The following is a 12,614-nucleotide window of genomic DNA, read 5'->3' on the forward strand; positions in this document are numbered from 1 at the left end:
CCCATCATACCGCCTGGACACCCGTGTTCATTGATCTGAAGCTTACTCGTCGTCGAACTGGTAGGCGCCCGGCGCGAGGTTCTCGAAGCGCGAGTATTTGCCGAGGAAGGCCAACCGCGCGGTACCCAGCGGACCGTTACGCTGCTTGCCGATAATGATTTCAGCCACGCCCTTGAACTCGGTCTCGGGGTGGTAAACCTCGTCGCGGTACACGAACAGGATGATGTCGGCGTCCTGCTCGATCGCTCCTGATTCGCGCAGGTCGGAGTTGATCGGGCGTTTGTTCGGACGCTGTTCGAGTCCCCGGTTCAACTGGGACAAGGCGATAACCGGGCAGTTGAACTCCTTGGCCAGGGCCTTGAGCGAGCGCGAGATCTCGGAGATTTCGTTCACCCGGCTGTCGCCGCTGGAACCGGGAATCTGCATCAGCTGCAGGTAGTCGACCATGATCAGGCCGATCTCGCCGTGCTCGCGGGCCAGGCGGCGGGTGCGGGCACGCATCTCGGAAGGGGAAATGCCTGCAGTATCGTCGATGAACAGCTTGCGGTCGTTGAGCAGGTTGACTGCGGAAGTCAGGCGCGGCCAATCGTCGTCGTCCAGGCGGCCGGCACGGACCTTGGTCTGGTCAATGCGGCCAAGGGACGCGAGCATACGAATCACGATGGACTCGGAGGGCATCTCCAGGGAATACACCAGGATCGCCTTATCACTGCGCATCAAGGCGTTTTCCACCAGGTTCATGGCGAAGGTGGTCTTACCCATGGATGGACGGCCGGCGACGATGATCATGTCCGCCGGCTGCAGGCCGCTGGTCAGGTTGTCCAGGTCGTTGAAGCCGGTGGACAGGCCGGTGATGGCGTCGCCGTTGTTGAACAGCTCGTCGATGCGGTCGATGGCCTTGACCAGAATGTCATTGATGCCGACCGGGCCGCCGGTCTTGGGCCGCGCCTCGGCGATCTGGAAGATCAGTCGCTCGGCTTCGTCGAGGATCTCTTCGCCGGTCCGCCCCTGGGGCGAATAGGCGCTATCGGCAATCTCGGTGCTGATCCCGATCAGCTGGCGCAGTGTGGCGCGCTCGCGAATGATCTGGGCATAGGCCTTGATGTTGGCTACCGACGGGGTGTTCTTCGCCAGTTCGCCGAGATAAGCCAGGCCGCCGACTTGTGACAGTTGGCCTTCCTTGTCCAGCTGTTCGGACAGGGTGACCACGTCGAACGGCATGTTGCGCTCGGCCAGCTTGAAGATGGCGCGGAAGATCAGCCGATGATCATGGCGATAGAAGTCGCCGTCGGACACCTGGTCGAGCACGCGCTCCCAGGCATTGTTGTCCAGCATCAGGCCCCCGAGGACGGCCTGCTCGGCCTCGATGGAGTGCGGAGGCACCTTGAGGGCAGCGGTTTGCAGGTCGAACTGTTCCGGGGCGGTGATATCGTTCATGGGCTCGGAAAATTCTAGGGCTGGAAAGACATCGGGCACGTCATCGCTTTCGCAATGACGTGCCCGATGTTAGCGGGCCGACACCTAAGTGCAAGCCCACTCGACGGCGTGCTTAGCCGGCAACCACGATCAGCTTGACCGCAGCTTCGACGTCGGTGTGCAGGTGCAGTGCAACGTCGTACTCGCCAACTTGGCGAATGGTGCCGTTCGGCAGGCGGACTTCAGCCTTGGCAACCGGAACGCCAGCGGCGGTCAGGGCGTCAGCGATGTCGTGGGTGCCGATGGAACCGAACAGCTTGCCTTCGTCGCCGGCGCTGGCAGTGATGGTCACTTCCAGTTCGGACAGCTGGGCAGCGCGGGTTTCGGCAGCAGCCTTCTTGTCGGCAGCCTGCTTTTCCAGCTCAGCGCGGCGAGCTTCGAACGCAGCAACGTTCTCGGCGGTAGCAGCGGTGGCCTTGCCTTTCGGCAGCAGGAAGTTACGGCCGTAACCGGCCTTTACGTTCACCTTGTCGCCCAGGTTGCCCAGGTTGGCGATTTTTTCCAGCAGGATGACTTCCATTTGGGTCTTACCTCTTAACTTTTAACCTTCACCGTTCGCGGGACCGGCGCCATTCTTGCGCGCCTGGCGACCGCGAAAATCAATCAGACTGTCGACGATGGCCAAAACCACCAGCAACGGATAGACCAATTGCATGAACAGCAACAGCGACACGTACAGCCCCACCAGCCAGAAACCGGCCAGACCGCCCTGCTTCGCCAGCCCGTGCACCAGGGCCAGGCCAGCGAATGCCAGCGGTACACTGCAGATTGGCGTCAGCATCGCCAGCTCCAGACCCAGGTTCGGGCCCAGCAGCATGGCGGCCAACAGGCCGAAAGCCAGTGCCGGCGGGAGTCTCAGCGAGCGGAACTCACTGCCGAAACCACCAGGGTTGTACAAGGCTGCCTGCCAGTAGCGGCCGAGCATCAGGCTCAACACGCTGACCAGCTGCAACAGCGACGCGATCAGGCCGGTCAGGACCGGCGCGATCATGGCACCCAGGCGCGCTCGCTCGTCTTCCGCCAACTGCGAATAGACGCCACCCATCACCTGCGGCATGAGTTTCTGCAACTCACCCGCCATGGCTGTTATGGGTTCGCGGAACACCGCACCCAGCACCAGGCCATAAAGCAGGCCAAGCGCCACACTGATCATCAGCACCCGCGTCCAGGACACGCTGGAACGCAGTACCAGGGCCAATCCCAGCGCACCGACCAGCACCATCAGAGTGCGCGGCTCGCCGAAGTACCACCAGCCAAGGGCCGGCAGCAGAGCCCAGGCAATAATGCCGAGAGCATCGTTCACACCACGCCGCAGCAGCACCAGGCTACCCGCGGCTGCGCTCAGCCAGAACATCAGGGGCAGGGCCGCCGCACCCGCCACCACAAGGGTGGCCTGCACACGACCGCGCATGATGAATTCCGCCAGAGCGCGCATTGCGATCTATCCCTTACCTAGGTCGACCGACCGAGATCAACGGCCGTGGCTGTCGGTGTAGGGCAGCAGGGCCAGGTAGCGGGCGCGCTTGATAGCGGTAGCCAGCTGACGCTGATACTTGGCTTTGGTGCCGGTGATACGGCTCGGAACGATCTTGCCGGTTTCGGAGACGTATGCCTTCAGGGTGTTGAGATCCTTGAAGTCGATCTCTTTCACGCCTTCAGCGGTGAAACGGCAGAACTTACGACGACGGAAGAAACGTGCCATGAACTTGGCTCCTCAATAGGTCCGTGGATTACTCGTCAGCGTTGTCGCTGTCTTCGCCTTCGGCGGAAGCATCAGTCTCAACGCGCTCACGGCGCTCACGGCGCTCGCTGCGGTTTTCCTCGGCCTTGAGCATCTCGGACTGGCCAGTGATGGCTTCGTCGCGACGGATGACCAGGTTGCGGATGACAGCGTCGTTGTAGCGGAAGTTGTCTTCCAACTCGGCCAGGGCCTTGCCGCTGCACTCAACGTTCAGCATCACGTAGTGAGCCTTGTGAACGTTGTTGATGGCGTAGGCCAGCTGACGACGGCCCCAGTCTTCCAGGCGGTGAACCTTGCCACCGTCTTCTTCGATGAGCTTGGTGTAGCGCTCAACCATGCCGCCAACCTGCTCGCTCTGGTCCGGGTGAACCAGGAAGATGATTTCGTAATGACGCATAAATGCTCCTTACGGGTTGTAGCCTGCCAACATCGTGGTCAGGCAAGGAGTGAATGTCTCGTTTGGGCTTGCCGGGTCGGGGACGTGCGCGAGCCTGCCCCCACGGCAAGGGGCGACATTCTAGAGAAGGGCGGAATGCCACGCAAGGTAAATTGGCGAAACTTTGAACAGCCCCAGGCAACTGGAACGCTGCCCGGGGCGAGCCGGTATCAGGGGCGGCTACGGCGCTGGCGCACCGCTTCGAACAGGCAGACGCCGGTGGCCACGGAGACGTTCAGGCTACTGACGCTGCCACCCATGGGCAGCTTGACCAGGTAATCGCAGTGCTCGCGGGTCAGGCGGCGCATGCCTTTGCCTTCCGCGCCCATGACCAGCACGGTCGGCCCGGTCATGTCCTGATCGTAGACTTCCTGTTCCGCTTCGCCGGCCGTGCCGACAACCCAAAGGCCCTTTTTCTGCAGTTTCTCCAGGGTGCGCGACAGGTTGGTCACCGCCACCAGCGGCATGACCTCCGCCGCACCGCAAGCCACTTTGCGCACTGTGGCGTTGAGGGTGGCGGACTTGTCCTTGGGCACGATCACCGCCAGCACACCAGCGGCGTCGGCGGTACGCAGGCAGGCACCGAGGTTGTGCGGGTCGGTGACGCCATCCAGGGCCAGCAACAAGGGCGCGCCCGGGGTGCGTTCGAGCAACTCGTCGAGCATGTTCTCGCCCCAGACCTGACTGGGACTGACCTCGGCAACCACCCCCTGATGCACGCCCTCGGCCCATTCGTCCAGTTCGTGGCGATCCTTTTGACCGACCGGGACGCGGTGCTGCCCGGCCAGGTCGACGAGGACCTGGACGCGTGGATCATGCCGGCTTTCCGCCAGCCACAGCTGCTTGACGCGTTTGGGATGATGTCGCAGCAGCGCTTCCACGGCATGCACGCCGTAGACCTTTTCCAACTGACTCATTTGTTGACCTTGCTACTGGGCGCCTTGGGCTTGGGCGGCCCCTTGCGATGCTTAGTGGGTTTGCTGGCGGCCTTGGCTTTAGCCACCTTGGCCTTCTTCTTGGGCGGCTTGGCCGCAGCCTTCGCGTCGTCCTTGCCGGGCTTGTCCAGCGTTTTCTGTGCCGGACGCGTACCCTTGCTCGCCTTGGCGCCCTGACGGGCCTCGCTGAGCAGGGCCTGCTTCATGGCCCGGCTTTTGTTCACATCGGTGTTGCCAAGCAGCTCCTCGGCCTGGGCAAGCATCTCCGGCGGGACGGCAGGCAGCGCCTGGACCTTGCCGGCGCGCTGCCGACGTGGTGCCACAGCGGCTTGCGGCTCATGCCAAGGCTTCTCCTGGACCGGTGCACGTGCAGCTGCCTTGGCGCCGCGGCCGCGACCCTTGCCCACACGGGGCTCGGCCACCGCCTTGCCTTTGGCCTTGGCTGGCGATGGTTTCTCCGCACCACGCTTCTTGCGCCCGACAGGAGCGGTGAGAACGTTGTCGGAAAGCTCGAAGTCGATCTTGCGCTCGTCCAGATCGACCCGCGCCACCACGACTTCCACCGTATCGCCCAGGCGGAAGCTGCGTCCGCTGCGCTCACCGGCGAGACGGTGATGGATGGGATCGAAGTGGTAGTAGTCGCCCGGCAGCGCAGTCACGTGCACCAGGCCTTCTACATAGATGTCGATCAGCTCGACGAAGATGCCAAAGCCGGTTACCGCCGAGATGACGCCAGGGAAGGTCTCGCCCACGCGGTCGCGCATGTACTCGCACTTCAACCAGTTGGTGACATCGCGGGTGGCCTCGTCGGCACGGCGCTCGGTCATCGAGCATTGCTCGCCAAGTTGCGCTAGGTGGGCTTCGTCGTAAGGGTAGATGCGCGCCTTGACCATGCTCGTCGCGCCAACGCGACGCACGTGGATGCTCTCGCGCTTGGAGCGGATCAGGCTGCGGATGGCACGGTGCACCAGCAGGTCCGGATAACGCCGGATGGGCGAAGTGAAGTGGGTGTAGGCGTCGTAGTTGAGGCCGAAGTGCCCTTCGTTGTCCGGGCTGTATACCGCCTGACTGAGAGAACGCAGCATCACCGTCTGGATCAGGTGGTAGTCCGGGCGCTCGCGGATTTTCTCCAGCAACGCCTGGTAGTCGCTGGGCGTCGGCTCGTCCTTGCCGCGATTGAGGGACAGGCCCAGTTCGGCGAGGAACTGACGCAGCTTGTCCAGACGCTCACTCGGCGGGCCTTCGTGGACGCGGTAGAGCGCAGGGATCTCGTGCTGCATGAAAAAGCGCGCTGTAGCCACGTTGGCGCAGAGCATGCATTCCTCGATCAGCTTGTGGGCGTCATTGCGCTGGGTCGGCAGGATCTCGGATATCTTGCGATCGGCGCTGAAGACGATGCGCGTCTCCTGGGTTTCGAAGTCGATGGCGCCACGTACCTGACGTTGCGCCAGCAGCACCTTATAGAGTTTGTAGAGCTGCTGCAGGGGGTTGACCAAGTTCGGCAGCTGCTCGGCGAACAGCTGGGCTTCGGTGGACTCGGGGGTTTCCAGGAACTGGCTGACCTTGGTGTAGGTGAGTCGTGCGTGGGAATGGATGACCGCTTCGTAGAACTCGTAGCTGGTGAGCTTGCCGGCACGAGAGATGGTCATGTCACAGACCATGGCCAGGCGGTCCACCAGTGGATTGAGCGAGCAGAGGCCATTGGACAGCGCCTCCGGCAGCATCGGGATTACCTTCTCCGGGAAATACACCGAGTTGCCGCGATTGGCCGCCTCTTCATCCAGCGCCGAGCCCACCTTTACATAGTGGGAAACGTCGGCGATGGCGACGATCAGGCGCCAGCCGCCCCCCTTGCGGGCTTCGGCATACACGGCGTCGTCGAAGTCGCGAGCATCCTCGCCGTCGATGGTGACCAGAGGCAGATCACGCAGGTCGACACGCTTTTCCTTGTCCCTCTCGGCCACCTCGGGCTTGAGCTTGGTCGCCTCCTTGACCACCGCGGAGGGCCACTCATGGGGAATGTCGTAGCTGCGCAGGGCGACTTCAATCTCCATGCCCGGCGCCATGTAGTCGCCTAGCACTTCCACCACTTCGCCCTGGGCCAGGCGGAAGTTGCTAGGCCACTGCTCGATCTTCACCTGGACAAACTGGCCGTGCTTGGCCGCGCCCTGCTTGCCGTGGGGCACCAGGACTTCCTGCTGGATCTTCGGATTGTCGGCGACCACCCGGGCAATGCCGCTTTCTTCATAAAAGCGGCCGACCAGCGTTTCGTGGGCGCGCGCGATCACTTCCACCAGGGCACCTTCGCGACGACCACGGCGGTCGACACCGGAAACCCGCGCCAAGGCGCGGTCACCATCGAACACTAGGCGCATCTGCGCGGGGCTGAGGAAGAGGTCTTCGGAAGCGTCATCAGGAATGAGGAAGCCGAAACCGTCGCGGTGACCACTGATGCGGCCGCAGATCAGGTCAAGCTTGTCCACCGGCGCGTAAGTGCCGCGGCGCGTATAGATAAGCTGGCCATCGCGCTCCATGGCGCGAAGTCGACGACGCAAGGCTTCCAGTTGCTCGTCGGTGGTCAGGCCGAACTCTTCTACCAGCTGCTCTCGGCTGGCCGGAGCACCGCGCTCATCGAGGCGCTGCAGGATCAACTCGCGGCTGGGGATAGGGTTCTCGTATTTTTCCGCTTCACGAGCGGCCTCGGGATCGAGGTTCTGCCAATCGGCCATTAGAGGGTGATCACCTTTTTATCCGTAGAGGGATTTGTCATGTGTCTTATTGAAGCGCGAATTCCGATTGTCGGTCAGCTTAGTCCGAAGAATAATTTTTTTCGCGCTCAGGGGTTTACAACACAAAAGTCGGCTCGTATAGTTCGCGCCCACAGCGTCGCTGAGACGTTGTGAAGGAAGCGGATGAGCAATCATCGCATCCAGTGCCCAGGTGGCGGAATTGGTAGACGCACTAGGTTCAGGTCCTAGCGGTGGCAACACCGTGGAAGTTCGAGTCTTCTCCTGGGCACCATTTTTCAAAACCGAGCCGCAAAGCTCGGTTTCGTTTTTAACGGATCGTACGGTTCCGTATCGTTTAACGATGAACACCGTATAAGTCGATGAGCAATCATCGCAATGTGCCCAGGTGGCGGAATTGGTAGACGCACTAGGTTCAGGTCCTAGCGGTGGCAACACCGTGGAAGTTCGAGTCTTCTCCTGGGCACCACTCTTAAACAAAGCCGAGCTCTGCTCGGCTTTGTGCTGTCTGACATTCAGAAAAGCCACGACAACCGCTGGACCAGGGGGCCGAGCCAACGCCCTGCCCCCCCCCCTGAGAACCACTACGCCCTGAATTGCCCCAGACTGGCCTTGAGCTGATCTGCCAGGCCAGCCAGCACACGCCCGCTGCTGGCGGTTGCCGCCACCGCCTCAGCCGCCAGGCTGGCTTCGGCATGGATCACATCCACCCGACCGCGCACACCATCGGCGCCCGCCGCCTGGTGCTCCGCAGCACGAGCCGCAGCCTGCACTGCGCCATGCACCTGCTCCACGGCCTGCTGCACGCTTTGCTGCAGGCGCTCGCTATCACGCAATGCATCGAGGCCTTCAACCGCACGCTCGCGAGCCTGGGAAATCGCCAACACTGCCTCACGCGCCCCAGTCTGCAGCGCAGCAATATGAGACTGAATATCGCCAGTGGACTGCTGGGTCTTGCTGGCCAGCGCCCGCACCTCATCAGCAACCACAGCAAAACCTCGCCCACTCTCTCCTGCCCTCGCCGCTTCGATCGCAGCGTTCAGCGCCAGCAGGTTGGTCTGCTCGGCAATGCCATGAATCACTGACAGCACCATCTCGATCTGCTCGCTCTGCCGCGCCAGTCGCTCGATCACCTCAGAACCATTCTGCACCCGCGCCTCCAGGTTCTCGATCAGGCCACCCACCTTGCGCGCAATGGCGGCATTGTCCTGGGCTGCCTGGCGGATCTCGCCCACCTGACGCAAGGTATCCTGCATCGCATGGCTTTCGGCCTGGGCCTCGGCCGCCATTCCCGCCAGCGCACTCAGACTACCTTCCACCTCGCTGCGCTGACGATGCGCGGCCGCCTCGGCAGACTGGCTACGCTCGGACAACGCCTTGATTTCCACACCCGTGCGCTGCGCCACATCGCCCGCCTCACGAACGATCGGCTGCAGTTTGTCGACGAAGCGATTCACCGCGGCGGCCATCTCACCCACTTCGTCACGGCTATCCAGCTTCACCCGGCGAGTCAGGTCGCCATCACCGGCAGCCAGGTCGTTCAAGGCGTCGATCAACAGTCGCAAACGGACTACCACTCGACGGCCCAATACCACGGCCAACACCAGCAGTACGCCCAGACCGACCAGAGCCAGGCCAAGACCGATACGCCAGCGCAACTTGCCCGCCGCCGACTCCACAGCCTGCCGGGTGCCGGCACTCATGTTCGCAGCTGCCTCGCGGGCCGATTGCAGGCGCGCCGTCAGTGCCGCACTGCTTTCGGTCGCAGCCCCCGCCAAGCTCTCGCCGACCAGTTCGCCACTACTGGCAATCAGGGTAGAGAAGCGCTGATCCAGCGCTTTCAACTGCAGCTCCACCGCCGCAGTAGAGACGCCCATGCGCACCTTGCCGATCTCCACGCCATTGGGGCTGATGGCGGCATCGACCAGGTACACGGAAGGATCGCTGGCAGCGGCGCTCAGGACCTTGTCGAGCGCCCGCTCACCTTGCCCCTTGGCCAGCAGCGCCTTGATCTGTGGATTCTCGCGATTGAGGTAGCGGGTCAGGTGCTGGCCACTGGCATCGTCGTAAACGACGAAGAGCACATTGGGATTGCGCTGTGCACGACGGGCGAACTCGGAGAGCGTTGGTACGTCGTTGTCCCACATGGCGCGCGGCGCTACAGCCGCCAGCAACTGAGCAAGATCATTGGCCGATTCCTTGAGGTTCTGCTCCAGGGTCTGGCGCAGTTGACCCTGCTCCTGCTGCAGTCGCTCACTGAGGGCTACCCCCAAACGCTCGCGGGTCTTGGTGGAAAGGGCGCCGAGGCTACCGGACACTTCCTGCCCGGCCTGCTCCAGATCCCCCGACAGGCGCTGCGTGTCACTCCCCAGACGCACCGCCAGATCATCCACCAGCGAGTTCACGGTGCCCCGCGTCAGGGCAACGGCGACCACGACCTGCACCAGCAGGGCCAAGCCCAGGGCGATGAAGACCGGACGCAACAAACGGCTTTGCAACAAAGACAGGATGGCTGACACGACTTGTGGCTCCTTTACGACCGTTACCTCTGTAACGGCGGCAACTCGGATTTATAAAGTGCCAGCAAGGTACGTGCCGATCAGCAGCACGACAAAAGTGGCCGCCAAAACGACAAAGGGCCGCACTAGGCGGCCCTTTGGGGATTCAACGAATCAGGCGTACGGGTGACGCAGGACGATTGTCTCGTTACGGTCAGGCCCGGTGGAGATGATATCGATGGGCGCACCCACCAGTTCTTCGACGCGCTTGATGTAAGCGCGGGCGTTGGCGGGCAGTTCTTCCAGGCTCTTGGCGCCGACGGTGGATTCGCTCCAGCCCGGCATTTCCTCGTAGACCGGCTGCAGACCGATGTAGCTGTCGGCGTCGGTCGGCGCATCCACCAGAACCTCACCGTTCTGGTCCTTGTAGCCAGTACAGATACGGATGGTTTCCAGACCGTCGAGCACGTCCAGCTTGGTCAGGCACAGGCCCGAGATACTGTTGATCTCGATGGCGCGACGCAGGATCACGGCATCGAACCAGCCACAGCGACGGGCACGGCCGGTGGTCGAACCGAACTCGTGGCCACGCTTGGCCAGGAAAGCGCCGGTCTCATCGAACAGCTCGGTCGGGAATGGGCCGGAACCCACGCGAGTGGTGTAAGCCTTGGTGATGCCAAGGATGTAATCCAGGTACAGCGGGCCAAAGCCGGAGCCGGTGGCGGTACCGCCAGCAGTGGTGTTGGAGCTGGTGACATACGGATAGGTACCGTGGTCGATGTCCAGCAGCGAGCCTTGCGCGCCTTCGAACATGATGTAGGCGCCCTGCTTGCGCAGCTGGTGCAGACGAGCGGCGACATCGATCATCATCGGCTTGAGCAGCTCGGCGTAGGCCAGAGCCTCATCCAGGGTCTTCTGGAAGTCGACTGCCGGCTCCTTGTAATAGTTCTGCAGGACGAAGTTGTGGTAGTCCAGCAGCTCACCCAGCTTGGCGGCGAAACGCTCGCGGTGGAACAGGTCGCCGATGCGCAGACCACGGCGTGCCACCTTGTCTTCGTAGGCCGGGCCGATTCCGCGGCCGGTAGTGCCGATCTTGGCATCGCCACGAGCCTTTTCACGGGCCTGATCCAGCGCCACGTGGTACGGCAGGATCAGGGTGCAAGCCGGACTGATGCGCAGGCGCTCACGCACTGGCACGCCCTTCTCTTCCAGCTTGGTGATTTCGCGCATCAGGGCATCGGGAGCAACGACGACACCATTGCCGATCAGACACTCGACGTTCTCGCGCAGGATGCCGGACGGAATCAGGTGCAGCACAGTCTTCTCGCCGTCGATCACAAGGGTGTGACCGGCGTTGTGGCCGCCCTGGTAACGCACAACAGCGGCAGCCTGGTCGGTCAGCAGATCGACGATCTTGCCCTTACCCTCATCGCCCCATTGGGTGCCCAGGACTACGACATTCTTACCCATAACACTTGTCCTCTTCGCAGAAGCTCAATGCCGGCAGCCGCCGGCGGAAAGCACGGAAACTCGTTAGCGGCCGACCCATCAGCGCCGGCCATGAAGCCACTTCTTCAGGAAAGCTCAGCCACCTGCCAGCGCCCGTCACGCAGGACCAACTGGCGATCGCAATCCGCTTCCTGCGCACTTGCTACTTCCTGACCAGGCAGGGCCTGCACCACGCGCCGACCTTCGGAGCGCAGACGCTTGACCTCATACCAGAGATAGGGGTCACGACTGTCTGGCGCCCAGATACCGGGAACCGGCTGGTCGAGAACCATGCTACCCAGGGTCACCAGAGTCTTCAGATCAGTGGAGAAGCCGGTCGCAGGTCGGGCGCGACCGAAGTCGGCACCGATATCGTCGTAACGACCTCCCTGGGCGATGGACTGGCCAACACCAGGCACGAAGGCGGCGAACACCACTCCGGTGTGGTAGTGGTAACCACGCAACTCGCCCAGGTCGAAATACAGCGGCAGCTCGGGATAGCGCAGCTCCAGGGCATCAGCAATGGCGATCAGCTCGTCCAGCGAACGATGCACCTCCTCCGGCGCATCCATCAGCACACCCTGGGCCAGGTCCAGGACTTCGCGGCCACCACAGAGCTCGGCCAGGGAGCGAAGCATGGACGCAAGCTCCGGCGACAGGTCAGCCGTGAGCTCGGCAACTTCGTCCACCGCCTTGCGCTGCAAGGCGTCGAACAGGCTGCGCTCGACCTCACCGGAAAGACCGGCGGCCTTGGCCAGGCCACGGTAGATGCCGACATGACCGAGATCCATGTGCACGTCCGGCACAGAGGCCAGCTCGAGCATCTCCAGCATCAGGCTGATGACCTCCACGTCGCTCGCCGGACTGGCGTCGCCATAGAGTTCGGCACCCAACTGGATCGGACTGCGGGAGGTGGACAACGCCCGAGGCTTGGCATGCAGCACGCTGCCAGCATAACAAAGGCGGTTCGGGCCTTCGCGGCGCAGGGTGTGTGCGTCGATACGCGCCACTTGCGGCGTAATATCAGCGCGGAAGCCCATCAGGTGCCCCGACTGCGGATCGGTCACCTTGAAGGTGCGCAGATCGAGATCCTGACCGGCACCGGTCAGCAGGGACTCGAGATACTCGATATGCGGAGTGACCACGAAGTCGTAGCCCCAACGCTGGAACAGGTCCAGCACCTGGCGGCGGGCTGCCTCGATGCGCGCCGCTTCGGGCGGCAGTACTTCTTCGATACCGTCTGGCAGCAGCCAGCGATCTACCGTTGCCATTTCGCCAATCCCCTCTCAACCG

At 62.6% G+C, this 12,614-nt stretch carries 10 protein-coding genes, 2 tRNA genes and 1 pseudogene; 2 read left to right on the plus strand and 11 right to left on the minus strand.

The window, feature by feature from the left end; genetic code table 11:
* Nucleotides 1-42: 42 nt before the first annotated feature.
* The 7 genes from dnaB to rnr all read right to left on the minus strand — a co-directional run bounded on the left by dnaB (nucleotide 43) and on the right by rnr (nucleotide 7,317).
* Complete coding sequence (gene dnaB / locus THL1_RS25780) at nucleotides 43-1,437, minus strand: replicative DNA helicase (protein ID WP_069085897.1); 1,395 nt, start codon at nucleotides 1,435-1,437, stop codon at nucleotides 43-45.
* Between the two features lie 112 nt (nucleotides 1,438-1,549).
* Nucleotides 1,550-1,996, minus strand: coding sequence for a 50S ribosomal protein L9 (gene rplI / locus THL1_RS25785; protein ID WP_069085898.1), 447 nt, complete (start codon nucleotides 1,994-1,996; stop codon nucleotides 1,550-1,552).
* 21 nt (nucleotides 1,997-2,017) lie between these two features.
* Complete coding sequence (locus tag THL1_RS25790; protein ID WP_069085899.1) at nucleotides 2,018-2,911, minus strand: hypothetical protein; 894 nt, start codon at nucleotides 2,909-2,911, stop codon at nucleotides 2,018-2,020.
* 36 nt (nucleotides 2,912-2,947) lie between these two features.
* Complete coding sequence (gene rpsR / locus THL1_RS25795; protein ID WP_016495030.1) at nucleotides 2,948-3,178, minus strand: 30S ribosomal protein S18; 231 nt, start codon at nucleotides 3,176-3,178, stop codon at nucleotides 2,948-2,950.
* A 28-nt stretch (nucleotides 3,179-3,206) separates the two neighbouring features.
* Complete coding sequence (rpsF, locus tag THL1_RS25800) at nucleotides 3,207-3,614, minus strand: 30S ribosomal protein S6 (RefSeq protein ID WP_069085900.1); 408 nt, start codon at nucleotides 3,612-3,614, stop codon at nucleotides 3,207-3,209.
* 209 nt (nucleotides 3,615-3,823) lie between these two features.
* The gene (gene rlmB, locus THL1_RS25805) at nucleotides 3,824-4,570 is read right to left on the minus strand and encodes a 23S rRNA (guanosine(2251)-2'-O)-methyltransferase RlmB (RefSeq protein WP_069085901.1); all 747 of its coding nucleotides are present in this window, start codon (nucleotides 4,568-4,570) and stop codon (nucleotides 3,824-3,826) included.
* Nucleotides 4,567-7,317 carry a ribonuclease R gene (rnr, locus tag THL1_RS25810; protein ID WP_069085902.1) on the minus strand — a complete coding sequence of 917 codons (2,751 nt, stop codon included), beginning with the start codon at nucleotides 7,315-7,317 and terminating at the stop codon, nucleotides 4,567-4,569. Before rnr ends, rlmB begins: the two co-directional genes overlap by 4 nt.
* 205 nt (nucleotides 7,318-7,522) lie before the next feature.
* Here rnr and THL1_RS25815 point away from each other — a divergent pair.
* Nucleotides 7,523-7,609, plus strand: a tRNA-Leu gene (locus tag THL1_RS25815).
* Between the two features lie 108 nt (nucleotides 7,610-7,717).
* Nucleotides 7,718-7,804 (plus strand) — tRNA-Leu (locus THL1_RS25820).
* A gap of 115 nt (nucleotides 7,805-7,919) precedes the next feature.
* Here the strand turns inward: THL1_RS25820 and THL1_RS31500 are convergent.
* The 4 genes and pseudogenes from THL1_RS31500 to THL1_RS25835 form a co-directional block, all read right to left on the minus strand.
* Nucleotides 7,920-8,804: a methyl-accepting chemotaxis protein gene (locus tag THL1_RS31500; protein ID WP_414703768.1), complete on the minus strand. Its 885-nt coding sequence runs from the start codon at nucleotides 8,802-8,804 to the stop codon at nucleotides 7,920-7,922.
* Nucleotides 8,778-9,482: pseudogene (locus tag THL1_RS31505) on the minus strand (HAMP domain-containing protein); the annotation flags it as partial. The gene THL1_RS31500 and the pseudogene THL1_RS31505, both read right to left, overlap by 27 nt.
* Nucleotides 9,483-10,007: 525 nt before the next feature.
* Nucleotides 10,008-11,303, minus strand: a complete 1,296-nt coding sequence (locus THL1_RS25830; protein WP_069085904.1) for an adenylosuccinate synthase — start codon at nucleotides 11,301-11,303, stop codon at nucleotides 10,008-10,010.
* 104 nt (nucleotides 11,304-11,407) lie between these two features.
* Entirely contained in the window at nucleotides 11,408-12,592 is a 1,185-nt protein-coding gene (locus tag THL1_RS25835; RefSeq protein ID WP_069085905.1) for an ATP phosphoribosyltransferase regulatory subunit, read from the minus strand.
* Nucleotides 12,593-12,614: the final 22 nt, after the last annotated feature.

The organism is Pseudomonas sp. TCU-HL1 (assembly GCF_001708505.1).
In the GTDB taxonomy this organism is placed as follows: Bacteria; Pseudomonadota; Gammaproteobacteria; order Pseudomonadales; family Pseudomonadaceae; genus Metapseudomonas.